This window comes from Streptomyces sp. NBC_01750 (assembly GCF_035918095.1).
Lineage (GTDB): Bacteria > Actinomycetota > Actinomycetes > Streptomycetales > Streptomycetaceae > Streptomyces.
Map to the genome: position 1 here is coordinate 8,597,074 of NZ_CP109137.1, position 25,682 is coordinate 8,622,755.

Annotated in this window: 14 protein-coding genes and 9 pseudogenes; 14 read left to right on the plus strand and 9 right to left on the minus strand. The window is 68.3% G+C overall.

The window, feature by feature from the left end:
* Positions 1–36: 36 nt before the first annotated feature.
* Positions 37–155 (plus strand): annotated as a pseudogene (locus OG966_RS38730) (IS5/IS1182 family transposase); the annotation flags it as partial.
* A 135-nt stretch (positions 156–290) separates the two neighbouring features.
* Positions 291–1,526: pseudogene (locus tag OG966_RS38735) on the plus strand (IS701 family transposase).
* Between the two features lie 154 nt (positions 1,527–1,680).
* Here the strand turns inward: OG966_RS38735 and OG966_RS38740 are convergent.
* A protein-coding gene (locus tag OG966_RS38740) for an IS5 family transposase (protein WP_406730098.1) occupies positions 1,681–2,555 on the minus strand; the annotation gives its coding sequence in 2 pieces (ribosomal slippage) (positions 1,681–2,163 and positions 2,166–2,555; 873 coding nt in all).
* Positions 2,556–3,153: 598 nt separating this feature from the next.
* Here OG966_RS38740 and OG966_RS38745 point away from each other — a divergent pair.
* The 3 genes and pseudogenes from OG966_RS38745 to OG966_RS38755 all read left to right on the plus strand — a co-directional run.
* A complete protein-coding gene (locus OG966_RS38745) occupies positions 3,154–4,584 on the plus strand; it encodes a YVTN family beta-propeller repeat protein (protein WP_326654807.1) in 1,431 nt (476 codons plus the stop codon).
* Positions 4,585–4,926: 342 nt separating this feature from the next.
* Positions 4,927–5,148, plus strand: a pseudogene (locus OG966_RS38750) (transposase); the annotation flags it as partial.
* A gap of 314 nt (positions 5,149–5,462) precedes the next feature.
* Positions 5,463–5,809, plus strand: a pseudogene (locus OG966_RS38755) (transposase); the annotation flags it as partial.
* Positions 5,810–5,827: 18 nt separating this feature from the next.
* On the opposite strand, the pseudogene OG966_RS38760 reads toward OG966_RS38755, so the two are convergent.
* Positions 5,828–7,022, minus strand: a pseudogene (locus OG966_RS38760) (IS110 family transposase).
* Between the two features lie 179 nt (positions 7,023–7,201).
* Between OG966_RS38760 and OG966_RS41055 the strand changes: the two are divergent.
* The 3 genes and pseudogenes from OG966_RS41055 to OG966_RS38780 form a co-directional block, all read left to right on the plus strand.
* A protein-coding gene (locus OG966_RS41055; protein ID WP_442806793.1) for an IS630 family transposase occupies positions 7,202–8,286 on the plus strand; the annotation gives its coding sequence in 2 pieces (ribosomal slippage) (positions 7,202–7,727 and positions 7,727–8,286; 1,086 coding nt in all).
* A 392-nt stretch (positions 8,287–8,678) separates the two neighbouring features.
* The gene (locus OG966_RS38775; protein ID WP_442806794.1) at positions 8,679–9,437 is read left to right on the plus strand and encodes a transposase; all 759 of its coding nucleotides are present in this window, start codon (positions 8,679–8,681) and stop codon (positions 9,435–9,437) included.
* A gap of 9 nt (positions 9,438–9,446) precedes the next feature.
* Positions 9,447–9,575: pseudogene (locus OG966_RS38780) on the plus strand (IS5/IS1182 family transposase); the annotation flags it as partial.
* On the opposite strand, the pseudogene istB reads toward OG966_RS38780, so the two are convergent.
* Both istB and istA read right to left on the minus strand, forming a co-directional pair.
* Positions 9,556–10,254, minus strand: a pseudogene (gene istB, locus OG966_RS38785) (IS21-like element helper ATPase IstB); the annotation flags it as partial. The pseudogenes OG966_RS38780 and istB sit on opposite strands and share 20 nt — an antisense overlap.
* Entirely contained in the window at positions 10,251–11,666 is a 1,416-nt protein-coding gene (istA, locus tag OG966_RS38790; RefSeq protein ID WP_326654809.1) for an IS21 family transposase, read from the minus strand. The pseudogene istB and the gene istA, both read right to left, overlap by 4 nt.
* Positions 11,667–12,000: 334 nt before the next feature.
* Here istA and OG966_RS38795 point away from each other — a divergent pair.
* Positions 12,001–12,125 (plus strand): annotated as a pseudogene (locus tag OG966_RS38795) (IS5/IS1182 family transposase); the annotation flags it as partial.
* A 168-nt stretch (positions 12,126–12,293) separates the two neighbouring features.
* Here OG966_RS38795 and OG966_RS38800 read toward each other — a convergent pair.
* The 4 genes and pseudogenes from OG966_RS38800 to OG966_RS38815 all read right to left on the minus strand — a co-directional run bounded on the left by OG966_RS38800 (position 12,294) and on the right by OG966_RS38815 (position 17,953).
* Complete coding sequence (locus OG966_RS38800; RefSeq protein ID WP_326652221.1) at positions 12,294–13,685, minus strand: IS1380 family transposase; 1,392 nt, start codon at positions 13,683–13,685, stop codon at positions 12,294–12,296.
* A 273-nt stretch (positions 13,686–13,958) separates the two neighbouring features.
* Complete coding sequence (locus OG966_RS38805; RefSeq protein WP_326654810.1) at positions 13,959–15,188, minus strand: cytochrome P450 family protein; 1,230 nt, start codon at positions 15,186–15,188, stop codon at positions 13,959–13,961.
* A 252-nt stretch (positions 15,189–15,440) separates the two neighbouring features.
* A pseudogene (locus OG966_RS38810) lies at positions 15,441–15,737 on the minus strand (VOC family protein); the annotation flags it as partial.
* A gap of 551 nt (positions 15,738–16,288) precedes the next feature.
* Complete coding sequence (locus tag OG966_RS38815; RefSeq protein ID WP_326654811.1) at positions 16,289–17,953, minus strand: alpha/beta hydrolase; 1,665 nt, start codon at positions 17,951–17,953, stop codon at positions 16,289–16,291.
* Positions 17,954–18,199: 246 nt separating this feature from the next.
* Here OG966_RS38815 and OG966_RS38820 point away from each other — a divergent pair, with 246 nt between their 5' ends.
* The 5 genes from OG966_RS38820 to OG966_RS38840 all read left to right on the plus strand — a co-directional run bounded on the left by OG966_RS38820 (position 18,200) and on the right by OG966_RS38840 (position 24,979).
* Complete coding sequence (locus OG966_RS38820) at positions 18,200–19,417, plus strand: MFS transporter (protein ID WP_326654812.1); 1,218 nt, start codon at positions 18,200–18,202, stop codon at positions 19,415–19,417.
* 396 nt (positions 19,418–19,813) lie between these two features.
* On the plus strand, positions 19,814–20,047 hold the full coding sequence (locus tag OG966_RS38825) for a hypothetical protein (RefSeq protein ID WP_326654813.1): 234 nt from the start codon (positions 19,814–19,816) through the stop codon (positions 20,045–20,047).
* 609 nt (positions 20,048–20,656) lie between these two features.
* Positions 20,657–23,656, plus strand: a complete 3,000-nt coding sequence (locus tag OG966_RS38830; protein ID WP_326654814.1) for a CHAT domain-containing protein — start codon at positions 20,657–20,659, stop codon at positions 23,654–23,656.
* A 44-nt stretch (positions 23,657–23,700) separates the two neighbouring features.
* On the plus strand, positions 23,701–24,069 hold the full coding sequence (locus tag OG966_RS38835; RefSeq protein ID WP_326654815.1) for a hypothetical protein: 369 nt from the start codon (positions 23,701–23,703) through the stop codon (positions 24,067–24,069).
* 4 nt (positions 24,070–24,073) lie between these two features.
* On the plus strand, positions 24,074–24,979 hold the full coding sequence (locus OG966_RS38840; protein ID WP_326654816.1) for a hypothetical protein: 906 nt from the start codon (positions 24,074–24,076) through the stop codon (positions 24,977–24,979).
* 133 nt (positions 24,980–25,112) lie between these two features.
* Here the strand turns inward: OG966_RS38840 and OG966_RS38845 are convergent, their stop codons facing one another.
* Positions 25,113–25,616: a DinB family protein gene (locus tag OG966_RS38845; protein ID WP_326654817.1), complete on the minus strand. Its 504-nt coding sequence runs from the start codon at positions 25,614–25,616 to the stop codon at positions 25,113–25,115.
* Positions 25,617–25,682: the final 66 nt, after the last annotated feature.

The window sequence follows — 25,682 nt, forward strand, 5'->3', positions numbered from 1 at the left end:
CCAGGGCAGACACCTCGCCGCGCGGCCGACCCATCGTCCTGGCTGACCGGCTACCGCAGACTCAACCACGCTACGAGCGGCACCCGGGGAACTACCTGGCCTTTCTCGGGCTCGCAGCCGCCCTCTGCTGCTACAAACGCTTCCGCAACCTCACCATGCGCGACCATCTACCTGGCCGGACTGCACGTCGCGGGCATCTTCCTCTGGTCCGCCCGGTGATCCAAACGAAACGGCCTAGTAGTGCTTCGTGAGGTCTGCCGATCTTGGCTGGTCGGGGGCATGGTGAAGGGATGAGGCTTGGGGAGGTGGAACGGCTCCGGGGTGAGTTATCGGAGTTCGTTGCTGATGTGTTCGCCTCGCTCACGCGGCGGGATCAGCGTCGGTGGGGCGGGTGTTATCTGCGGGGCCTGATGCTGGATGGGCGGCGCAAGTCGATCCAGCCGATGGCCGAGCGGCTGCCGGACGGGAACATGCAGGCCCTGCAGCAGTTCGTGAACCAGTCGCCGTGGGACCCGTTGCCGGTGCGGCGGCGGATCGCTGAACGCCTGGCCGGGTTGATCACGCCTGAGGTGTGGGTGGTCGACGATGTGTCGTTCCCCAAGTGCGGCACCCGGTCGGTGGGGGTGGCCCGCCAATACTGCGGAGCGGTGGGCAAGCGGGCCAACTGCCAGGTCGCGGTGAGCGTCCACGCGGCCACCGACACCGCTTCCTGCCCCCCTGAACTGGCAGCTGTATCTGCCCCGGGAATGGACCGACAACCCGGCCCGCTGCCGGGCAGCCGGGGTCCCGGCCGGGGTCGGACACCAGGAAAAGTGGCGTCTGGCGCTTGGCCTGCTGGACACGCTCGCCGACTGGCAGCTGACCGCTCGGGTGGTGGTGGCCGACGCAGGGTACGGAGCGAGCACGCCGTTCCGCCTCGCCCTGGAGGAACGGGGCTTGTCCTATGTGGTGGCGCTGACGGGCAAGGAGGTCGCCCACCCGGAGGCAGCCGAGCCGCACCAACCGGCTTATGCCGGGCTCGGGCCGCCGACGCTGCCGCGCTATCGCACCTCGCCACGGTCTCTGCCCCGCCTTGCGGCCGAACTACCGGTCTCCCGCTATGCCGAGGTCACCTGGCGTGAAGGCAGCAAGGGCCCGATGACGTCACGTTTTGCCCTGCTGAGGGTGCGGCCGGCGGGCAAGCAGGCCCTGCGGGCCGCCCAGGAAACAGGCGGCGGTCACTACGAGTGGGACGGAGTCCTGCCGGTCCGGACGGTGCTGGTGGAGTGGCCCTCCGATGAGACTGCCCCGACCGGCTACTGGACCTCCAACCTGCCCGCCGCCACACCGATCGAGGATCTGGTGCGGTGGGCGAAGATGCGGGCGCATCGAGCACGACTACCGCGAACTCAAGCACGGCCTGGGCCCTGGACCACTTCGAAGGCCGCACTTGGCGGGGCTGGCACCACCACGTCACCCTGGTCACCGCCGCCCAGGCCTTCCTCACCCTCCACCGGCTCCACCCAAAAGCCCATACACCGGCGTGACTCTCTACCACGTCCTCGACGCCATCCAGGACCTCCTGCGGTGCTGGGCCGGAACCTGCACCACCTGCGGACGCCCCCTACCCACCACACCCAGCAGAAGAAGACAGCCCCCGACCTAACGAAGCACTACTAGGGCCTGTTGCGAAAGTGCTGGTCAAAGCCATTCGTTGATGGCTGCGACCAGCACGGTGGCTTCGTAGCGGACGGCGAGTTTGTCGTACCTCGTTGCCACTGCGCGATGTCTCTTGAGGCGGTTGATGCCGCACTCGACCGCGTGGCGTTGTTTGTAGTCTTCCCTGTCGAACTTCGGTGGTCTGCCTCCGCGGGAGCCGAGGTTCTTGCGGTTGCGGATCTGGTCCGCCTTCTCCGGGATGGTGCAGGCGATCCGGCGTCCGTGCAGGTAGGCGCGGTTGGCGCGGGATCCGTAGGCCTTGTCGCCCCGGACCTTGTCAGGTCTGGTTCGCGGCCGTCCGGGGCCTGGACGGCGTACTCGGATCTTCTCCAGGACCGGGCGGAAGTAGGGACTGTCGTGCCGGTGGCCGGCGGTGATGAGCAGTGACAGTGGTTTCTGTCCCTGCTCGGTGGCGAGGTGGATTTTCGTAGTCAGACCGCCGCGGGAACGTCCGAGGGCGTGGTCGTCGGGCTCGGTGACGAAGCCGCCGGGCGGTTCCTTTTGAAGGTCCCCTTTTTACGTGCCCCGGCGGCGTGCTGATGAGCACGGCAGACCGTGGAGTCCACGCTGACGTCCCACGTGATCAGGCCCTTCGCATCGGCATCGGCCTGCAGTTGCTCCAGAATCCGGTGCCAGGTGCCGTTACGCTGCCACCGGCGGAACAGGTCGTAGACCCGGTCCCACGGCCCGTACCGCTCGGGCACATCCCGCCACGGCGTTCCCGCCCGCGTCCGCCACCGTATGCCGTCTATAAGCTGCCGCCTGGTCCAAACCGGCGGCCTCCCGGCCTTCTTGCCCATCGGCAGCAGCGGCTCCAGCCGCGACCACTGTGCATCTGTCAGATCTCCACGCGCCACAACGCATGATCATCACCGATCAAGATCCACTTTCGCAACAGACCCTAGGTAGAGGTTCGTGCCAGGGCCGACGTCGATGCCGCGGGCCCCGGCCACCGCGGGGACCGGGGCCGCCTACTTGCTACGGCCACGCCGCGGCCCGGGAACCTCGGGACCCTGGCGGGGAGCTGCCCGGTGGTGCCCGGAGCTGGTGCTGCGGATGGCCTCTGCTGCGGAGTCGGCGCCTTGGCATGGGTGGTGCTGCGGGCGCGTGCGGCTTTCGGCGAGGGTCGCAATGGGAAGGTCCGCCGCCCGGCAACGTGGTCGAACAGAGGCCGTGCCTGCTCCTCTATACGTGCGAAGGGCTGGCCATTCGCCGCCGGGCCCGTGGCTGGCTTCGCGCAGCCGCAGAAGTCACGGGCGTGCCGCTGAGTGGACGGCTGTGGCGGGTGTCACTATCTCTTCGATCTGATCACTCCTGAAAGCACTGACGCAGTTCCGATACTTCGGAACTGCTTGGGAGGAATACGTGACAACCAGTCATACCGAGATGAGGGACGGCATGTCCCCCGTGACACCGGCTCCCTGCGCGGGTCGTCGGCGGCGGTGGGGTGGGCTGATGCGGGCGCTGGTAGCCGGTCTGGTCCTGGTGGCAGGACTGGCGCTGCCCGTAGTGGCCCCGCAGCCTGCCCATGCCGTGCCGCCGGGCACCTACGCCTACGTCGCCAACAGCGTCAGCGACAACGTGTCGGTGATCGATACCACAACCGACACGGTGGTCGCCACCATCCCCGTCGGCGACCTCCCGCGCGCGGTGGCGGTCACCCCGGATGGCACCCGCGTCTACGTCACCAACCGAAACGGCGACACTGTGTCGGTGATCGATACCGCCACCGACACGGTCATCGCCACCATCCCCGTCGGCGACGACCCTGTCGGGGTGGCGATCACCCCGGACGGCACCCGCGCCTACGTCACCAACCAAATCAGCGACACTGTGTCGGTGATCGATACCGCCACCAACACGGTGGTCACCACCATCCCCGTCGGCGACCGCCCGTTCGGGGTGGCCATCACCCCGGACGGCACCCGCGCCTACGTCACCAACGCCAACGACGGCACGGTGTCGGTGATCGACACCGCCACCAACACGGTGGTGGACACGGTCCCCGTCGGCACCGTCCCTCTCGATGTGGCGATCACCCCGGACGGCACCCGCGCCTACGTCGTCAACCGAAACACCAATAATGTGTCGGTGATCGATACCGCCACCAACACGGTCATCACCACCATCCCCGTCGGCAACGTTCCGCAAGAGGTGGCGATCACCCCGGACGGCACCCGCGCCTACGTCACCAACACTTCATCCGACACCGTTTCGGTGATCGACACCGCCACCAACACGGTCATCACCACCATCCCCGTCGTCGACAACCCCATCGGGGTGGCGATCACCCCGGACGGCACCCGCGCCTACGTCACCGGCCAAACCAGCGCCGATGTGTCAGTGATCGACACCGCCACCAACACGGTGGTGGACACGGTCCCCGTCGGCACCGAGCCGACAGGGGTGGCGATCGCGGTCGTGGCCGCTCCGACAGCGCCGGCGTTCACGCTGCTGAAGACCGTCGGCGGGACGTTCGTCGCCGGCGGCCAGGGCACGTACACGCTGACCGTGACCAACAGCGGTGACGCGGCCACCGACGGCACCACGGTCACCCTCACCGACACCCTTCCCACCGGCCTCACGGCGGTCAGCTTGTCGGGTACCGGCTGGACCTGCGTCGTCGCCACCCTCACCTGCACCCGGACCGGCGCCCTCGACCCCGGTGAGAGCTACCCGCCGATCACTCTCACAGTCAACATCGCCCCCAACGCGCCGAGGCAGGTCACGAACACCGCCACGGTCACGGGAGGCGGCGCCACCGCCACCAGCACCGCCACCGCGACCACCAACGTCAAGCGCGCCGAGCCCAAGCCGGCCCCCAAGCCCAAGCCGCCGCACGGCCGCCCCGACCACGGCCACCGTCCCGGCCCACACCAGCAGTAGCACGTGAGCCGCACGACGAACGCCCCGGCCACTGGCCGGGGCGTTCGCGTGCGGCCACGTGGGCCCACGGGGCAACCGGGGCGATCAACCACCCCCTGTCGGTCCTGGAAACTCGGACGTATCGTATGATCCTTCTTTAGGTGGCCGGCGGGTGCTTGGGGAGCGCTCTCCCCCGGACATCCGCCGCCCTTGCGTACCGGACCGAACCCTGCCGCCCCTGTACCCCGGCTACTGCGCCGTTGCCTGCGGTGCTGTCCACTCCAGTCCGAGTCCGGCACGAGCTCCTGGCCGACTTCTACACCAGACCGGACACCGCGACGCTCCCGTATCTGAGGTGACCCGGACGATTTTGCCCTGCGCCGGCGGCACCGCTATGCCACCGTGGTGATCGACGCCGAGACCCATGAGCGGATCGACGTGCTGCTGGACCGCACGGCCGACACGCTGGAAGCGTGGCTGCGCGACGGTCCGGGCGTCGAGGACGTGTGCCGCGACGGCTCAGCCACGTACGCCGAGGCCATCCGCAGCGCTCTGCCCGACGCGGTGCAGGTCGCCGACCGGTGGCAGTGCGCCATGAGGCGCCTTGTCGTACCCCCGATTCAGTCGGGATGAACTTGGAGGGAGGTTCTTGGGTCCAATGGCTTACCTAATCCGGAAAGGGTGATGGGGCCGCAGCATGCCAGGAAAGCGATAACCGGGCTCAGGTATCGGAGACGGGGTATCGCGGGACCCGCGTGACACGGTGAAAGCTGGATTGCCTGAACCCTAATTCCCAGAAGACTGAAGGTCGAGTCCGTCGGAAAGATACCTGACGCCGACGCCGCACCCTGCGACGGCTTAGACCGTGTCCTACTGGTGAGTTGGCAGTTGTTCTGGGCATGGGGAGTGGACGGTGGGGATGGATCGTTCCGGAGGGGCTATGGGAGATCGCCAGGCCGTTGTTGCCGCCGGCGCGCGTGCGGCCGCAGGGCGGCGGCGTCCCGAACATCGATGACGAGGCGGTCTTCGCCGCGATCATCTACGTACTGGTCAGCGGCTGTGCCTGGCGGGCCTTGCCTCCTTGCTTTGGAGCGTCGAAGTCGACCGTGCATCGCCGGTTTGCCATCTGGTCCCGTGCGGGGGTCTGGGGCAGCTGCACCAGAAGATCCTCCAACTCCTGGACGAACAGGACTTGATCGACCTCTCTCGCGCTGTCCTCGACTCCGCCCATGTCCGCGCTAAAAAGGTGCCTCTATGGCTTTCGTCAAGTCGTAGCTGGCGTAGGTGGTTGGTAGAAGGTGCCGTCGCGGAGCATGGCGAAGAGGACGTCGATGCGGCGTCGCGCCAGTGCGGTGAGGGCGGCGATGTGGTGTTTCCCCTCGCGGCGTTTGCGGTCGTAGTAGGCGCGTGACTCGGGTTGGGACAGCGAGGCGAACGCGGCAAGGTAGAAGGCCCGTTTGAGTTGTTTGTTGCCGCGTCGCGAGGGGTGTTCGCCGCGGATGGAGGAGCCGGAGTTTCTGGTCACGGGTGCCAGGCCGGCGTAGGCGGCGAGTTGTCCTGCGGTGGCGAAGCCGCTGCCGTCACCGACGTCGATGAGGATGCGGGCTGCGGTCCTGACCCCGATGCCGGGCATGGAGATCAGGACCTGGGAAAGAGGGTGGGCCTCCAGGAGTTCCGCAATCCTTGCGGCAAGGATTTTGCGCTGGTCAAGAACGGACTGGAGGGAACTGGCGAGGCTGGGGACGATGAGCGCGGCTGCGTCAGTGCCCGGGACGACGACGGTCTGTTCGTCGAGTGCGGTGAAGATGTCTTCGACCAGCCGCTCTGCCATCCGCGGTGCCTTCGGACGTATCAGGGTGACCAGCCGTCGCCTTCCCGCTTTGCGGATCTGGGCCGGGGAGCCGAACTGGTCCAGCAGCCTGAGCACAGCCGGGTGCTGGATACGCGGGCTCAGGACTCGTTCCAGGGACGGATGGATCTGGGTGAGCAGGCCGCGGAGCCGGTTGGCGATCCGGGTGGACTCGCCCGCGAGGTCGTCGTCGAACCCCGCGATCATGGCCAGCTCGGCGACCGTCTCGTCAGCGGGATCGATAGTCCGCAAGGTGTGGGGCATCGCTCTGGCGGCATCCGCGATGACGAACGCGTCGCGGGCATCGGTCTTGGCCTCGCCGGGATACAGATCGGCGATTCGCCGCATCGTCAGCCCGGGGAGGTATGCGACTTGGCAGTCTGCCTGCTGGGCGACCGCCAGGGGCAGGGCTCCGATGGAGGCCGGCTGGTCGACGACCATTTCCGTGCCTGGCCCGCAGTTTCTCGAACAGCTCCCGCAGCTTCGGCTCGCTGTTGGGCAGCGGCTTGTCGAACACCATCTTCCCGGCGCGGGTGAGGGCGGTGGCGTGGTGCTCACCCTTGCCGACATCCAGGCCAAGATAGACACCTATAACGGTTTCGTCCGTCACGCCCGTCGCTCCAGTGCTCGCGCTTTCCCGGCCTCACCTGCGGCATCAGCGTGCCGGCATCCACGTTACGAAGAGACTGCCTCGCCCCTGTCAGGGGATCGGCGCTCGTGCCTCTACTGACCTTGCTGGCGTGATGTCGCGGGGGTGACAAGCTGTGGTTGCCGCAGTAGGCCGGTCATATGAGGTATCCGCAAGGGGGCGGGCTGACCGCGGAGCGACGAGAGTTTCGCGAGCACATCCGGATGCAGGCGGCCGAGTTATTCGCCCTGGGACACGACAATGCCATAGTCGCCAAGCAGTTACGTGTCAGCCTGCGGTCGATACAACGATGGCACCAGGCATGGGAGCACGGCGGAGCGTCAGCTTTGGAGTCGAAGGGTCCGGCGTCCAGGCCCAGGCTGAGCGAGGCACTGTTTGAGGTGCTCGAGCAGGAGCTGGCCAAGGGGCCTGCAGCGCACGGCTGGCCGGATCAGACCTGGACGCTGGCGCGGATCAAGACGCTGATCGGGCGCCGGTTCCACAAGAGCATGACGCTGTCAGCCATCGCGCAGTTGCTGCACCGGCACGGCTTCAGGCACCAGGTCCCCGCCCGCCGTGCGGTGGAGCGCAACGAGGAAGTCGTCACCGGCTGGGTGAAGGAGACCTGGCCCCAGGTGGCAACGCCGTGGCGGCGCTCGGGGCCTGGTTGTGCTTCGAAGACGAGGCCGGGTTCTCGATGACGCCGCCCACCGTCCGCACCTGGGCCAGGCGCGGACACACACCTGTCATTCGGGTGCGGGGACGCTCCCAGCGCCGTTTCTCCATCGCCGCTCTGGTCTGCTACAAGCAGGGTGAACGCTCACGCCTGATCTATCGGCCCAAGCGGCACGCCGATCACAAGCGGGGCGGCAGACGCAGCTTCGCCTGGACCGATTACCGCGACCTGCTGACCGCCGCCCACGAACAACTCGGCGCGCCGATCGTACTCATATGGGACAACTTGAACGTGCACAAAGACGCCCGGCTGCGGGAGTTCATCGACACCCACGACTGGATCACCTGCTACTTCCTGCCGGCCTACGCACCGGACCTCAACCCTGTCGAGGGCATCTGGTCACTGCTGCGACGCAGCAGCCAGGCCAACACCGCTTTCACCGACCCTGACCACCTGATGCGCGTTCTTCGGCAGGGCCTCCGCGAGATCCAGTACCGCAGCAACCTCGTCGATGGATGCCTCGCTGAAACCGGCCTCACCTTGACGACATCACGCCAGCAAGTTCAGTAATCAGCGGTCTGCCAATGCCTTCGACCACCGACGACACCACCTTTTCGATCATCTCGACTGGGGGCTCAAGTCATACCGGGGCCGAAGACCGTGAGCCTCATTGCGAGGCCACGAAGAAGGTAATTGTGATAGTCGACCTGCGGCCCGGGTTGGGCTGCTGTCAGGCTGGCGCTGACGTTCCGGTATGACCCGCAAGGTAATTGGCGGCTCGTCAGAGCCTGCCGTGCCCCCGAGATGTCTGCCGGACGTCGGCGTCGGCCTGGCCCACCCCGTTGGCTTGATCAGCAGCTTGTCCGCCGTTTCGACGTAACTCATCACAGATATGCCACGCGGTGACTCCACCCAGGTCGGCGCCGACCACGGTCGTCCAGCCTTCGAAGGAGAACAACCGCGTGACCATGCTCGCAGAACGAGTCGACGGCGTCATCGGCGTCGACACTCACCGGGACACCCTCGCCGCCGCGGCTGTCAGCCCGATCGGTGCGGTCCTCGCCAGCACCGCGGCGATCAACCAGTTCAAGAGCCTGATCGTCTCCGCACCGGACGACCTGCGTGCCGAGCTGCGGAGACTAAAGCGTCCGGCCCAGATCAGCCGTTGTGCTCAGCTGAGAGACCGCCCGACGCAAGGCATCGAGCACCGGATGACCGTCCGGGCCTTGCGGTCCACCGCCCAGCGTGTCCAGGCACTCCAAGCTGAGGCCAAGGAACTCGAGAATGAGATCCTCAACCTCGTACGTCAGATGGCTCCAGAGCTGTTGGACCTGCAAGGGGGCGGCCCTATCACCGCAGCCCAGGTGCTGGTCAGCTGGTCGCACCCTGGCCGCTTCCGCTCCGAGGCTGCCTTCGCGTCCTTCGCCGGCGTCTCACCGATCCCGGCCTCTTCAGGACTCACGAACCGACACCGGATCAACCGCAGCGGTGACCGCCAGCTGAACCGGGCTCTCCACACGATCACGCTCATCCGCATGCAACTGGACCCGCTCACGAAGGCATACGTCGCGCGCCGGCTTGCCGAAGGTAAGACCTCTCGCGACGCACAACGCTGCCTCAAACGAGCTGTCTGTCGCCAGTTGTTCAAGATCCTCGAACGCTCAGACCCCTCACCTGACGGCAACCACGACAACGCGCTCCAGCAGCTTGACGCGACATAGCAGCCTCGGGGCGAACTTGCAGGTCCGAGCCCGGTGGACCGGGGCAAGCCGGGTGCCAAGATGCATGTCCTGTCCGACGCGGACGGACTGCCCTTACGCGTCGGACTCTCCGCCGCAAGACGACGCCGCAGTGGTGGAGAAGGCGGTCGAGAATGGCGGTGGCGAGGACTTCATCGCCGAGTACCTGTCCCCATTCGCTGAAGGTCTTGTTCGATGTCAGGATGATCGAGCCCTTTTCATACCGCTTTGAGATCACCTGGAAGACCAGGTTGGCCTCGGCTCGCGCGAGGGGCTGGTAGCCGACTTCGTCGAGGACGAGGACCGCCGGCCGCAGGTAGCTGCCGAGTTTGCTGGTCAGGCGTCCGGCCGCTTCGGCGGCGGTGAGGTTGCGGACCATGTCGTCAAGGCTGGTGAAGTAGATCGAGTAGCCGGCCCGGCAGGCCGCGACAGCGAGGGCGACGGCGATGTGTGTCTTGCCCACCCCCGGCGGCCCCAGGAGTGCGGCGTTGGCCTTGGCCTCGACGAACGACAGGGTGGCGAGATCCTTGACCTTGCGGGGATCGAGGTCGGGCTGGAACGAAAAGTCGTACTCATCGAGTGTCTTGTGGTGCGGCAGCTTGGAGAGCCGCAGCCCTTGGCGGAAGCGGCGGTCGTCACGGACGGCCAGCTCTTCGGACAGAACCAGGTCGATGAAGTCGAGGTAGCCCATCTTGGCCTCGTCAGCCCGCTGAGCGTATTGAGTCAGGGCCTCGGCCAGGTGGGGCAGGCCCAGCTTGGCGGCCGTGCTGCGGATGCGGGTGGAGACCAGCTCGCTCAACGGGATTCCTTCGTGCTCGGCTTGGTGGTGAAGGGGCGGGTGCCGGTCAGTTCGTCATAGACCGACAGGGGGCGGCGGCCGACCTCGACCTGGGTGGCCGCGGCCCGGTTCAGTAAGGCCAACAGCGACCCAGTCTCCGGGCCGACACCGTCCGACCGCCGCGGTGCGGAGACATCGCCCGTGGTGACGCGGCGGCCCGCTCCGCTGGGCAGCCCTTCCCAGTGCTTCTCGTCGACAACTCGGGCCCCGCGGCCGAGAGCGCGGGGATGGGTGGCCAGAAGGGTTTCGCCAGTGTGGTCGGGTGTGGTGGCATGCAGCATGACCTGGGACTTTGTGGCCCGGACCTCGACCAGCTGGCGGGGACGGACCCTGCGGGCCGGCACCGAGTAGAGATTCGCGTCGAACGCGACCAGACAGTCCTTGCCGACATGGCGAAGATGCCGCTGAGTGACCACATATGGGCTTCGCGGAAGGGATCGAAGTGCCATGTGGTCGCGGACGGCGCGAAGGCCGATGACCTCGCGATGGGTGCCGTGGACCTTCGCTCGCCGCAGCGGAACCCAGGCGGTGAAGGCAGCGTTCAGCTCCTCGACCGAGGAGAAGGCCCTCCCTGCCAGGACGTGATCACGGACGATCAGGACCTGGCGCTCAACCCGGCCCTTTCCGGTGGGCCGGTAAGCGGCCAGCACGTCGGGGTCGAAGTCGTAGTGGCCGGCGAACGCGACCGCCTCCGGATGCAGCGGAACGGCCTCACCAGGGGCGACATGCCGGCGGACCACGGTCTTGGTCCGGTCGTAGACGATCGACATCGGGACACCGCCGAAGTGGGTAAACGCCTGACGGTGGCAGTCGAAGAACGTCGCCAGGTCCTGGCTGGTGGTGAAGCAGCAGAACGGATCTCGCGAGTACGACAGCGTCATGTGGAACGAGTAGACCTTCGGGATCCCGACATGAGCGAGGATCTTGCCCTCATCCCCCCAGTCCACCTGGGCCTGAGCACCGGGCACCACTTCGAACCTGCGGTGCAGGCCGGCCAGCTCACCCGGGCTGATGCCCAGTTCCTCCGCGACCCTCGGCCTGGCCTCCTGCAAATACATCTTCACGCGCTGGTAGTTGCCGGTGAATCCGTACTCCGCCACCAGCCGCTCGTGGATCACGGCCCCCTTGAGCAGGATCTCGGCCCGCAGCATCGCGTCGATCAGCGGGGCGACCTCGTCCACAACCCGCTGACGCGGGAGACCGCTCGCCGCCCTCTTCGGCGGTGCAACCGGAACCTCGCCCGACAGGTACTTGGTGACCGTGCGACGGTTCAGCCCGGTCTCCTTCGCGATCTCCCGCAGGCTCATCGCACCGGACTCGTACAGACCGCGAAACCGCCTGAGTTCCAGCCACCGATGCGGGTCCAACACCACTGCCAGCCCCCTTCCACCGACCCGAACGGACGACAGAAGACTCCCGGTCTCGACCCCCTCCACGCATCAACAACGGTGCATTCTCATCCGTACGTGGTGGTGCGCGTTCACTTGTACGCCGACACCAGGTGACTCGGACGCACCAGACCCGGGAGGTATGCGAAATGCAGATCGCCGCAACGGCGCCGTGTGTCCTGCGCGAGCAGCCTGACTCGCTCACGCTGTAGTCACTGGAGAGCCGGATGATCGGGAAACCATCACGTCTGGTTCGGCGGGAGGCCGCGCGGAAAAGGGTCTGCCAGGGCAGACACCTCGCCGCGCGGCCGACCCATCGTCCTGGCTGACCGGCTACCGCAGACTCAACCACGCTACGAGCGGCACCCGGGGAACTACCTGGCCTTTCTCGGGCTCGCAGCCGCCCTCTGCTGCTACAAACGCTTCCGCAACCTCACCATGTAGGACACGGTCTTAGCCTCGATCCACCGATGTGGGCTGAGGGTGATCTTCTGGCTGAGGTCGGGGGACGGCCGTTGGATTGGGCACCTTGTAGCTGCTGGTCTGCCCAGCGTTTCCACGTGTTCGGTTCCGGTTGGGCCCTTGCGGGCGGGGTGGGCAGGGACGTTCGTGTCAGCCGGCTGGGCCGTGGACGGTGTCGAAGAGGTGTGTCCAGGCGTGCTGCCAGGGCCAGTTGTTCGGTAGGTGCAGGGTGACGCGCCGTGCGGAGCGGGCGGTCCGGGCGGGAACGTGGATCAGGTGGGCGCGGAGGGTGGCGGTGGTGGCCTTGGCGTGGAAGGCGGAGGTCAGAGCACCGGTGGCCCGCAGCAGGTTGTAGGTCATCGCCCACAGGGTCAGCCAGGCGGAGTTGGCGTGGAAGTGTCCGGACGGCAGGTGGGCCAGAGCTGCGGCTTTGCTGTCGGCGATGACCTGCTCGACGACGGCGTGGTGACGGTGTTCCCGTTCTGACTGGAGGGTCGGGGCGGGGTTGTCGGTGAAGAACGGGTGGTAGCGCCAGAGGGGGAACAGCTCGCCCTGTTCACCCACGACGGCGGGTTCGGCCAGGTCCCGGACCCGGCGCACGATCAGCCGGGCCGTGACCCGCTCGCTCTTCTTGCGGCCGGTGAAGGCGGTGTAGGCGGGTATCTCGGCGACTTCGGCGCCGGAGATGAGCTCGCCGGTGTCGGGGTCGGGCACCGCGGTGGGATAGGTGATCTGCTGCCATGCCTCGTCCGGAATGCCGAGGACGGCCCGCTTGATGGAGGGGTTCATGCCGCAGGTGATGGAGAAGCGGGCCCCGGTCCGGCGGCAGGCGGCGATTACACCGGCGTTGTAGAACTGTGAATCTGCCCGCAGGATCCGCAGGCCGGTGCAGCCGACCTCGACGGCGGTGGCCAGCGCCTCACTGACCAGTTTCGGGGCGCCGCGTGAGTCGGCTGCCTTCCCGCGGCGCATCCGCACGGTGGCGATCACCGGCCGCGAGGCGGGGGTGCAGATCGTGGCCAGCAGCGGGTGCAGGGTGCGGACGCCCTTGAACCGGCCGTACTCGGCGCCCTGCTTGGTCCGGCCGTAGACCCGTTTGTGGGTGGAGTCGACATCGATGAACGCCTTCTCGCCTGCGCCGGGCAGCAGCGGCGTGTGCGAGGCCAAAGCGGCCAGGAACCTGCGGTGCACCGCGTGGAGCTGGAGTGCGTGACCGTGGGTGAACGCGCGCAGGAAGCTGCCCAGCGTGGAGGGCGCACGGACGCCTGCGAACAACACGGGCATCGCGCCGTGGCGCAGGACGTGAAGGTCGTCGATGCTGTCCGCACCGGCGGCCATCCCGGCCACGATGCTGGTGACCTTGGCATCCGGCCCGGCACCCGCGCCGTTCTTCGCTCCGGTCAGCTTCACCTTCTCCGCCACCAGACGGGCCAGCCCGCACCGCTCGGCCAGCTGCATCACCGGGACCAGCCCGGCATGCGCGATCAGATTCGGGTCGTCGAACGCAGCGGAGACCGCCGCCGGAGTATGGGAAACTTTCATCTACGAGGTGCCTTGCTGATTGTGCGTGCTGGAAGCGTCAGAACTCCCATCATCGCAGGTCAGCAGGCACCTCTTCTTGATTCCTTATCCACAGGAGGCGGGTCACTCGGTGGATCGAGGCTTAGGCCAGGGAGCACGTCAAGGCACGGTTCCGTACCGCCGGTGCTGCCAAGGGACCCGGCCGGCGCGGGCGGAGCCCATGAACGGCGCCGCGCCGCCCGGGGCTTCCGGGCGGCGCGGGGGTATGAGCTCTGCCCTGGGAGGTGAGGGCGTTCAGACGGCGGGCTTCAGACGCACGGGCAGGTGCTGGTGCCCGTTGGTGATCAGCGAGGCTACGCGCGGGAGTTGGTCGGAGGGGACGGCGAGTTCGGCGTGGGGGAAGCGATCGAAAAAGGCCCGTATGGCGATGGCTCCCTCAAGGCGGGCCAGGGGAGCGCCGAGGCAGAAGTGGGCGCCGTAACCGAAGGCGAGGTGCTCCGGGCCCGGGGCGGTGCGGGTGACGTCGAAGCTCTCGGCGCTGTCTCCGTGCCAGTCGGGATGTCGGTTGGCCGCGGCGTAGGAGGCGAGGATTGCCTCGCCCTCGGCGATTACTTGACCGTCGGGCAGCGGAATGTCACGGACGGCGAAGCGCATCGGCAGATGCTTGACGGCGGGCTCCAGGCGCAGAGTTTCCTCCACAACGTCCCCCCATGTCGCCCGGCCTGAGCGGACGTTGTGGAGCTGTTCGGGGTGGGTCAGGAGCGCGGTGATGCCCTGGTCGATCAGGTTGACGGTGGTCTCGTAGCCCGCACTGATCATCAGCAGCAGAGTGTCGCGCAGCTCGTTCTCGGACAGCGCAGACCCGTCGCCGTCCTCGTCCCGCGCGGCGATGAGCAGGGACGTCATGTCGTCGCCGGGCTCCGCCCGCCTGGTGGCGATGAGGTCGTCGAGCACCGCGTAGAGGGCGACAGTATTGGCGGCGGCCTGCTCCGGGGTGAGGGTGGTGGCGAAGACGCCGTCGACGACCGCGCGAAAGCCCTCGCGCCGGCCGGCGGGCAGACCCATGAGGTGGCCGATGACCTGGATCGGCAGCGGGTAGGCGAAGTGCTCACGTAGGTCGGCCTGTTCGCCGGGCTCGGTTTTCTCCAGGTCGTCGAGCAGCTCGGCGACGATGTTCTCAACGCGATCCTTGAGCGCGTCGACGCGCCGGGCGCTGAAGGCGGGGGCAACCATCCGGCGCAGCCTGCGGTGATCCTGGCCGTAGGCGGTGAACATGTTCTCGACCGCTACCCACAAGGCGAGTGGCCACGTCTGTATGGCGTCGTTGAACTGCGGCCAATGCCGGCGGGCGTCCTTGGAAACGTCCGAGCTGGTCAGCAGCCTCTTCAGCAAGTCGGGATCCGTGACGGACCAGGCGGTTACGCCGAGAACGTCGACGCGGGTCGCGGGTCCCTTGGCGCGCAGCGTGCGGTGTTCGGCGTCCGGGTCTGCACCGGCGGGGTCAAGGACGAAAGGCTGGGGCATGGTGGGATCTCCGATTCAGGACAGGGGAACGGGGGTGGCGGGCGGGAAGGTCACGGGGAGTGCCGCCAGGCCAGTTCGAGGGTGGGAACGGCTGGGTCCGTCTCGGGCAGGGCATCCAGGAGGCGGCTCGTGGCCGTCCGGGCGATCAGGTACGCGTGGGAGCGGGCGGGGCAGCCCTGACGCCGGGGGCTGGAAAGAGGGCGAGCGCGAGGTGCGCCTGTCGATCACCAGGGTCATCGGGGCAATCGTCCCTCAGCCCACACGAGTTGGCGAGACCGCAAAGTCCTCGGGGTACCGGAAGGTCGGCCGGCACCGGGCCCTTCCCCGGCGAACTTGCCTCTGCACGGCGTCGGGGGTGACGGGCGTGAAGAAGTTGATCAAGTTGCCGTCGGTGTCCCGGACGAGGAGGGAGCGGTTGCCCCACGGCATCGTCGTCGGCTTCTGGACGAACTCGCAGCCGAGGGGAGTCAGACGCTGGAATTCCGCGTCGACGCCGGCGACTCGGAATTCGGTAATCACCGTGCGGTTTGCGGCCGGTCGGTGCACGCCATCAGCGGCCGATGGCGATCAACCGCACCGACCGAAAGGGCCGCAGCAGCGACCGCGTCGTCCTGCCCTACGGTCTCGTGGCGCATTCCGGACGGTCGTACCTGACCGGTGCGACCCGGCCGGCGGGGAGATACGCACCTTCCGGCTGGACCGGATCGGCGCCACGACCGTGCAATCCGGCTCGTTCGTTGATCCCGGCCACGGCAACACCCGACGACGTCAACCGGGCCGACACAGGCGGGACCCGCGCCGACGGCTCGAGCGGCCCCGCGGCAGCCGACGAACGCACCGGATGGGTCCACGTCCGGATTCGAGCCGAACGGCTGGACTCGATTCCCCCCGTACTCGCCGCTCTGGACCGCCCGTTCGTCATCGACCACCCCGCCGCCCCGCACGATCTCGTGCGCGCGCCGGCGGCCGCCTCGATGAGCATGCCGTTGTCGACGGACTTGCCCGCCCGATCACGTGACTGTCTGGCTTTCGGTTCGCTTCGGCATTCCGGCACGGGGCGGGGTGACTTGACGGACGCGGAGTGGGAACGGCCGTGGCCGTTACTGCCGGTCAGCAACAACCGTTGCGGCCGGTGGCGGGACCACCAAGGAGGCGACGTCGGCCATCGCGCCCCCGCCGGTGGCTACGCCGCCCTGTGGCTTGGGTGCTGCGAAGGGAGGCGTGTCCTGTTGGCACGTTGCTCCGGCGGGCGGGAGGGTGCCGTCGATCAAGTAGCGGCTCTCGTAAGCTTTGACGCAACTACTGGGGTTGATCAGTTCGGTGTGCCCGTACCCGTTGTTGGTGAGCAGGCGGGCGTTGGCCAGTTGTTTGGCCATGGCCTGTGCGCCCGAGTAGGGAGTGGCGGGGTCGTAGGTGGTACCGACCACCAGGACGGGGTGCGCCGTCGCCTTGTTCCACGGGCCGCGGTAGATGTTGGCCGCTGTGGCCGGCCAGTCGGCACATCCCTCGGCGGCCCAGGTCCAGAAGCGTCCGGCGTCGCCCGCACGGGTGGCGCTGACCTCCTCCATGGCGTGATAGGCAGCGGGGTCACGCGGATTGGGGCTGTCGCTGCAGAACACCGCACCGGCCTGTTCATCGCCCAGGTAAGGATTTGGATTCGGGACCGGTGGCGCGGGCGGAAGAGCGGACGGCTCCGGAACGCGGCCCTGCCACAGGTTCTGCAGCCTGCCGGCGAGGCCCGTCCATCCGGGGTGGACAACGTAGAGGCTGTTCACGGCGTCAGCGACCGTACGGCTATAGGTCCATGCGCCCACGGGATGCTCCCTCAGCCGCCGCATCAACTGGTCGAACTTGTCCCGGGTCGCTTTGGGGCTGCCGGCGGAGAAGGCGCAGCGGGCGGTGGTGGTGGACCCGCAGAGGGCGAGGAACTTGTCCAGGACTGCTGCCGCGCCGCGGTCCGCGCCCATGCGCAGGAATGTCGTGAGCGGGGGGTCGGAGGCGTGGGTCCAGGCCTGCGGGTCGACGTTGCTGTCAAAAACCATGGCGCGGACCTTGCCGGGGTAGAGGTTGGCGTAGGTGGCGCCCAGGAACGTGCCGTAGGAGATCCCGAGGTAGGTGAGTTGTGGGTCGCCCACCGCCTGGCGGAGCTGGTCGAGGTCGCGTGCGGTGTCGGCGGTCGACACATGGCGCAGGAGCTCGGGGTCACGCTGCTGACAGCGCCGGGCGAGGTCCTTGTACGCGGCGATAAAGGCCGTCCGCTGCTGTTCGCCCACCGGGAAGCCTGCCGCTTTGCTCGCATTCCACGCGTCGGCTTCCTTGCGACTGCCGAAGCAGTTCACCGCGGTGCTGTTGCCGACTCCGCGGGGGTCCCAGCTGACGATGTCGAACCGCTCCCGTACCTGCTGCGGGAAGGACTCGTAATTCTGTGGCATCTGCACCGTCCCGGGCCCGCCGGGGCCGCCGGGGTTGAAGAACAGGGTGCCGATGCGTCGGCCGGGGCCGGTTGCCTTGTGCCTTATGACTGCCAGCTCGATGGTGCGAAGGCCGGGGTTGAGGTAGTCCAGCGGTACCTTCGCGGTCGCGCAGTCGAACGGGCTGCCCTGGACGCAGGGTTTCCAGTCCAGCTGTGGGGCAGGCACCGAAGGTGACGGCCCGCCACCGGCCGGAGAGAGATCCGGCACCGCGAATATCGTCGAGCAGATCACCGCCGCGGCCAGGGCCGCCGCATAATGCCGGTGACCCGCTATGGAACGGGGTATGTGCATACCCGTCCTTCCTCCTTCGTGGCTGAGCGCCCGATGCCACCATGTCCTGGACGTCGGTGCGCACCAGTGTCAACAACACGACGGTCCGACAAGGCGCGCAATCCAATCGCGGCCGAATGGCCGAGCTCCTCGAGGGCGTGCACATCGCTGGCGGAAACCGGCATCGGGCGGATGTTGCCCTGCGGGACAGCGCGCCGACTTGTGCCGGTGCTGTTGCAGTGAGGGGGCCCTCGTAGGGTGACGTGCGTGATCGTTCGCGAGGGCGCAGAGAACGCAGAGAACGCAGGCGGTGGTTGGCGACCGGGCTATCCGGCTGCGGCAGTGGTGTTCGCCATCGGGATGGCCGGGACCACCCTGCCCACACCGCTGTACGGGCTCTACCAGGAGCAGATCGGGTTCTCCGAGCTGATGGTGACCGTCGTTTTCGCCGTCTACGCAGTGGCGGTCATCACCGTGCTGCTGGTGGCGGGAAACTACTCCGACGAGGTCGGGCGCAGACCTGTGCTCCTGATCGCCATGGCCTTGTCGGCCGCGAGTGCGGGATGCTTCCTCCTGCAGAGCGGTCTGCCTCTGCTCTTCACGGGGCGGCTGCTGTCCGGCTGTGCGGCCGGTCTGCTGAGCGGCGCGGCGACAGCGGCCGTCATCGAGCTGGCCGGTCCTGGGCAGAAGGCGCGGGCCGGGTTCGCCGCCACCGCGGCGAACATGGGTGGTCTGGGCTGCGGGCCACTGCTCTCCGGCATCCTCGCGCAGTACACGCCCTGGCCGCTGATGCTGCCGTTCTGGGTCCACCTGGGGCTGGTGGCTGTGGCCTGTGGAATCACCTGGTTCCTGCCGGAGACCGTGGCGGAGCCGAAGCGATGGCCACCTCTGAAACCGCAGGGAGTCACGGTGCCTCCGGAGGTGAAGGGTGTGTTCACGCCCGCCGCGCTGGCGGCGTTTGCGGGCTTCGCACTTCTCGGGCTGTTCACGGCGGTCGCGCCGAGCTTTGCCTCGCAGACGCTGGGCGTGCGCAATCTGGCGGTGTCGGGCGCGGTGGTGTTCTCCGTGTTCCTCGCTTCGACCGTCGGGCAGTCCTTGACCGAGCGGATCGGCGCGCGTCTCGCGCTCCCCGTAGGGTGCGGCATCCTCGTCGTCGGCCTGCTGTTGGTGGCGTCATCACTGATCGCCGAATCCTTGCCCCTGCTCGTCCTGGGTGCCCTGTGCGGCGGCACCGGCCAGGGACTGGCCTTTCGCGCGGCACTCACCCTGGTCAGCGGCGCGGCACCGGCACAGCATCGTGGCGGCACCATTTCGGCGTTCTTCGTCGTCGCCTACACCGGGATCTCGCTGCCGGTGGTCGGTGTCGGCGCCATGGCCACATGGCTCGGGCTGCGCCAGGCCGGGCTGATTTTCACGGGTTGCGTGATGCTGCTGGCGGGGGGCGCGGGAACGTACGCTGCGCGCAGGCCGCCGGCAGGGGCGTAACCGGGTACCCGTGACGGCCGCACGCACATCGACGACTGCACCGATCGCCTCATCACCAGTGGCGTCGGCATGTCCGCTGCCACTACGGCCCGCGGCAGGCGTAGCGGAGTGCCGCCGGCAGGACCAAGATCGAAAGATGCCGGCAGCGTCCGCGAGACCGTGACTCAGCGCACGGCTCTGTCCACCTGGACGGGGGCGACACGCGATGGATCCGGACGAACCGCAGAGGCGGCGCGGAAGCCGATACGCCTTGGCCCCGGCAACATGACCGAGTGTGTCGTCCGCCGGGGGCTTTCCCCCTAGTCAGGCGTCGGCCGGGGTCGGCGGCAGGCCATGACCCTGCGTCTCCTACGCTGTGCGTTTGTGCGGATGCCGCGACGGGCGCAGCGTGGAACTATGACCGAGAGTGAGACCCCGGCGTTTGTGACCTCCCCGATCCTCATCTCGCCTGTCGAGCAGGGCGAGCGGCCCTTCCGTGTCGTGCAGATCAACGGCGTGATAGTGGGGATCGCCCGCGATGTGGTGGATGTCCTGCAGCTGGCGCATGCGGCGGGTATGGTGCACGTCGATCTGGACGACCCCGCGGTCGTACGGTGGGTCGGTGGCGGGAAGTACAGATGGGCTCCCTGAGCGGGCGGACTCCGCGGCGGATTCCCCAGTGGGTTCAGGGCACACGCAGCTGAACACGGTGCACGGCAACCGGCTGGAGTCCGTGCCTGGCCGCCGGTTGCGCCACACGATCGAAGCGATCGGCCGCACTCGGTGCGTACCTGCACAAGGGCGCCGTCACCCCGACGACGTCGTCCGGGACGCTGAACGCGTCGCCATCCTTGTTCACGGTGGAGACCGGCACGCCACGGTCCCGTAGAACCCGTGCGCGCCCGGCAAGCACGGGTGCCGCGTCATGGGCGCAGACGGCGCAACCCAGTGAGCACCATCGCCTCTGCGCGAACCGATCCGATCGGAAGCCGCGTCGCGTCACCGACGATCACGCCGTGCGGCAGCCGGGCAGAGCCACTCCACGCACGCCCTTCGAACGATCCACGCCAGGGATCCGCGCAGCCCATCGCAAGATCTTTCCCCGTTTGGCCCCGCCCTGACCTGTCCTACTGGATACCGTTGAGCGCCACCGCTGAGGCGGACGGGGGACCGGGGGGACCGAGAATGGGTGAGTTACACCCAAAGCTTCACGCTGCTGTCCGGCAGGCGATGGCCGCACCGGACGAGGCAGTACCGTTCGTGTTCGAGCCGTCGGAAAACGTGCTGGCGCGGGGGACGCACTACAAGATTGCCGAGCTCCTCTACGACGTACGCGAGAAGCTGACGCCCCACCAGACGGGCGGCCCGGACGGTGTAGACATCGATGTGGTCTACCTTGCCGCCTGTTACCACCTTGCGCGGTGCCAGTACGTGCCCGAGGAGCAGCGGGCGTGGGATCACCACGCGTGTACCTTCCTGTTCGGGGTTGTGCACGCGTTGCGTCCCGATGCCGTGCCGCAGCCGCTGCGCGGGGCCTTTGCGGAGGATCCGCCGCAGGTGGTGCCGCCGTACGAGATTGTGCACGCCGTGGGCATTGCGCTGCTCCTTGCGAGCACGTCGGCCAAGGACGAGGCAGGGGTCGGCCTGGCCACGGTACTGATCATGTGGGCACGGGAAAGGGCGCGGGGGACAGAGTCCGAACCGCAGATCACCTTCAACCTCGGTACGGCCCTGGCGACGATGTCCGATTTCGACGGTGACGAAGGCGATACGAAGCGGAGGAGAGCCGCCGGCGTCCACTGCATGCGTGAGGCTGTCGCCGCGCTGCCCGCCGGTCATCCGGCGCGCCAGGAGATGATGACCGTCCTCATGCGGACGCAGGCGAAGGCCCCACCGGTCCCGGTGGCCGAGGGCAGCAGCGCGGCCGAGCTGACCCACTACATGCGGGACGGGGATCTGGACCGGCTCGACACGATGATCGGCCGGCTGCGATCGGCCGTCGACGCGCCCCCGACCGGTGAGCCTGAGCGCACTCACCGTCGTATCGAACTGGGCCAGGCACTGCGCATGCGCTTTGAGATGGAGGGCGAGCTGGCCGACCTCGACGGCTCGATCGCCGAACTCACAAAAGCCCTCGCCGGCCCGCTCGATGACGAGGTACGGGCAACGGTCGTCTCGTTCCTGGGCCTGGCACATCTGGACCGGTACGCCTCCTCGGGGGACCTCGCCGACTTGGAGGCGGCCACCGCGGCCGTCCGTCATCCGCACCCCGCCGAGCAAGCCGCCTCGACCACCCATGCCCAGCGGCTCACCAATCTGGCCGCCGTCCTCACCGCACGGTTCGACGCCTATGGGGACACGGCGGAACTGGACGAGGCACTGAACCACTTGGAGTACGCCGTAGCGGCCACTCCGCCGGCTCAGCACGACCGTCCCGTGATGCTGATCAAGTTGGCCGTCGCACTCTCGAAACGCGGGACACACACGGCGCAGGACGCTGACCTCGACGCCGCCGAGGCGATCCTCAGGCAGGTGGCGGGAAAGCCGTCGGACTCCGGGCCCAACCAGCAACTGGCCCGTCTGGAACTGGGGCATCTGCTGACCACGCGGGGCCGGAACCGGCGTGCCGTGAATGACTTGGTCGAGGCCGTCAAGCAGTACCGCACCACCGCGCTCGCGCCCACACAAGACGTGCGCACCCGGCTGCACTGCGCCGCTCTGTGGGCCATGACCTGTGTGACGCTCGGAGATCCGGGCCAGGCGCGCACCGCCTTCGGCGTGGCGCTCACCGACCTGCTACCCAAGCTGACCGGGCGGGCGCTGGGCAGAGAGTCACAGGAGGTGCGGCTGCGCGAGGTGGACTCACTGGCGAACGCTGCCGCGGCCGTGGAGATCACCGCGGGCCGGCCACGCCAGGCGCTGATCCGGTTGGAACAGGGACGCGGGGTCCTGCTGGCGCAGGCACTGCAGCTGCGGAGACGTCACAACGAACTGATAGCTGCCTCCCCCGAACTGGCCGGCCGTTACGAACAGGTCTGCGCGAAACTGGTCGCGCGACATCGCAGCCCGGAGCAGCGCAAGGCGTCGGCGGCGGAGTTCGACCGGGTGGTCCAAGAGATTCGCGCGCTCCCCGGCCTCGGTCACTTCCACCGGCCGCCGGACTGGGCGCAGTTGAGTGAGGCAGCGGTAGACGGGCCCGTCGCCGTCATCAACGTGTCCCCGCTGGGGTGCGATGCCCTGTTGATACGCCGCCGCTCCGGCCGCAGCGCCGTCGAGGTGTTGCCCCTGCGCGGCGTCACGCGAGAGGAGATCGGCCACCGGGTCAGCGCCTTCCAGACCGCTGTGGCGAAGCTTGCAACGCCGGGCACCACGGGCGGGGAAAGGTACGTGCACGACCGTGAGCTGAAGCGGACACTGCGGTGGCTGGGCGAGGAGATCGTGGGGCCGGTCCTGGAGAGGCTGGGCCTGGACCGCCCCGGGCGGCCGGACGAGCCCCTGCCCAGGCTGTGGTGGTGTCCGACCGGCGTCCTCTCCCTGCTGCCGCTGCACGCCGCCCGGCTCGAGGGGGACGGGCGATCCGGTGCCGTGTACGCCCATGACCGGGTCGTCTCCTCCTACGTCCCGACGCTTCTCTCGCTGCTGCACGCCCGCGACAGGCCCGCTCCGGAGGCCGGCCGAACCTCGCTGGTCGCGGTTGCCGTGGACGCCGGCGACACCTACCCACGGCTGGCGGCCCTGGACGAAGAGCTGTCCGCGACGGGTGATCTGCCCGGCCACCGGTCCGAGCTCCGGGATGCGGACGCCACGCCGGAGGCGGTGCTGGCCGCACTGCGTACACACACCCACGCGCACCTGGCCTGCCATGGCGTACGGGACCCAGCCGACCCGTCGCACAGCAGACTTCTCCTGTACGGCGGCGATCTGAGGCTGCGTGAGCTTGCGGCCGAGCGGCTGCAGGACGCCGAGTTCGCCTACCTGTCCGCCTGCCACAGTGCCGCTCCCGGTGAAGAGCTGGCCGACGAGGTCGTCTCCGTCGCATCCGCTTTCCAGCTGTGCGGCTACCGGCAGGTGATCGGGAGCCTGTGGACAGTGGAGGACGAGATGGGCCCGCTGCTCGCCCGCGAGGTGTACCGGCTCCTCGGCGCACCGGACACCCCCGGCGCCGCCTACGCCCTGCACCGAGCGGTCAGGGTGCTGCGCGAGCACCCTCGCTACGGCGAACCGCTGTTCTGGGCGTCGGTCATCCACAGCGGGCCGTAGCGGCCCGAGGACCGCCACGTTCCCGCACACAGCGAGGAGGATCGATGAACGACGATCGGGAGAGACGCGCAGGGTTCTGCTCGGCGTTGCCCTGGCTGCTCGAGGACATGGAGGCGGCGGGCACTCTCGCCGAACTCCACAGCGCCGTACGCGCCGTCCTCGCGGAGACCCCCGTGCTGCAGGCTGTCGCGGCGCTCGACATTCCTGCGCATGTGCTGAGTGAGCTCGGCCCCGTGCGCGGAGAGGAGCCCGGTGACATGATCCCCGGCGCGATACCGCACGCCGCGGGCGAGTCATACCGCTGCCCCGATGGGTGGTGCAGCCTGAATCTGGTCCGGCAGCCGGGGGGCGAGCTTCCGGCCGGGGGGCGCTGCTGGCTGCGTGACCGGCCGCTGCGCGTCGTCGAGGCCTGAGCCGGTGGCCCCTCTCCTCGACAGTCTCGGCCAGAAGCTGGCCGAGAAGTGGATTTCTGCCCTGGCCGCTCCAGGACTGATCTTCGTCGCGGCTGCGGCCGCCGGCGCGGTGCTCGGCCAAGGGGCCGCGCTCGACCGGTCCGCTCTGCTCGAGCGGATCGGTCACTGGGCGACGGAGGCGGCGCGGTGGTCCACCGTGGGGCAGATCGCCGCCGTCGCGGCGGTCGTCCTCGCCTCCGTGGCAGCAGGCACCTTCGTACGGACATGCGCCAGGGGCGCCGAGCGGATCTGGACAGGGGAGTGGCCATCCCTGGCACGGCCGTTGACGGATTGGCTGACGGCCCGACGGCTCAGGCGCTGGGAACAGATCCAAGCGGAGATCACGGCGCTCCGCAGCGCAACCCCGGCACACCGGCGCGGAGCGCAACTGCGGCAAGACCTCGACGAGCGCGCAGCCCGCCGCGACAGGATCGCGCTCGCCCCGCCGCGCAGGCCCACCTTCACAGGGGACTGCCTCGCCGCGACCGAGACCCGGCTGCACCACCAGTACGGCATCGACCTCGCCTCATGCTGGACGCGGCTGTGGCTGGTGCTGCCGGACGACGTCAGAACGGAACTCCGTACCTCGCGGGCCCGTTTCGACGCAGCGGTGGCCGGTTCGGTGTGGGCCGGCTGCTACGCCATCCTCGGCTGCTTCTGGTGGCCCGCGGCCGTGGGCGCCGTCGTGGTCGGGCTCGTGGCCTGGCGCCGCGGCCGACGCGTCGGGACGGCGCATGCCGAACTGGTCGAGTCCACCGTCGACGTCTACCTGAAGAGGCTGGCGCACGAACTCGGCCTTGACGGTTCGGACAACCCGCCCGACGCCCGAGTGGGCGCCGCCTTGAGCCGCATCGCCCGCAAGGGCGCCTGAGAGGTCGTTACTTCGGTGCAGCGGCAGTGAGTCCTTTTCCACCTGACCGACTGCTTGGGCTGCTGCTCACCGGCTCCGGCTCGCCCCGGTCGGCCTACTCGGTGACGGCCGCTGAGCCGGGTCGCCCGGGGTCCTACTCGCCGACCTCTCCATCGATGGCTTCGCGGAGCAGGTCGGCGTGGCCGTTGTGGCGTGCGTACTCCTCGATCATGTGGGTGAGGACATAGCGGAGCGAGATGACCTCGCCCCGGAAGTCCACCGCGTCGTCGAGGGATTCGACGGCGTCAGCGGAGGCGCGGGAGCCTTCGCAGGCCTCGCGCCAGAACACGAACGCCTCGTCCACGTCGGCGTCGTCCACATGGAACTCGGCGAACTCGCCGTTGGTCCTGGGCCAGAGGGCCTTGCAGTCCTCGCCGTTCAGCACCATCCGGAACCAGCTCCGCTCGACCTCGGCCGCATGCCGTACGAGGCCGAGCAGGGACAGGCCCGAGGTTGGAACCGCCTTCTGCTTCAGTTGTTCGCCGGTCAGCCCCTGGCACTTCATGGCGAGGGTCGCGCGCTGGTAGTCGAGGAACGCGATCAGCGACGCACGGTCGCCGGCCACCTTGGACGGGTGTATGCGCTGGTCATCACTCATCGGGTGATCATTACAGGGATCGGTGTCGCGAGCCTCCCCGTCCGGAAGTTGGACGGCCGGCGCGCG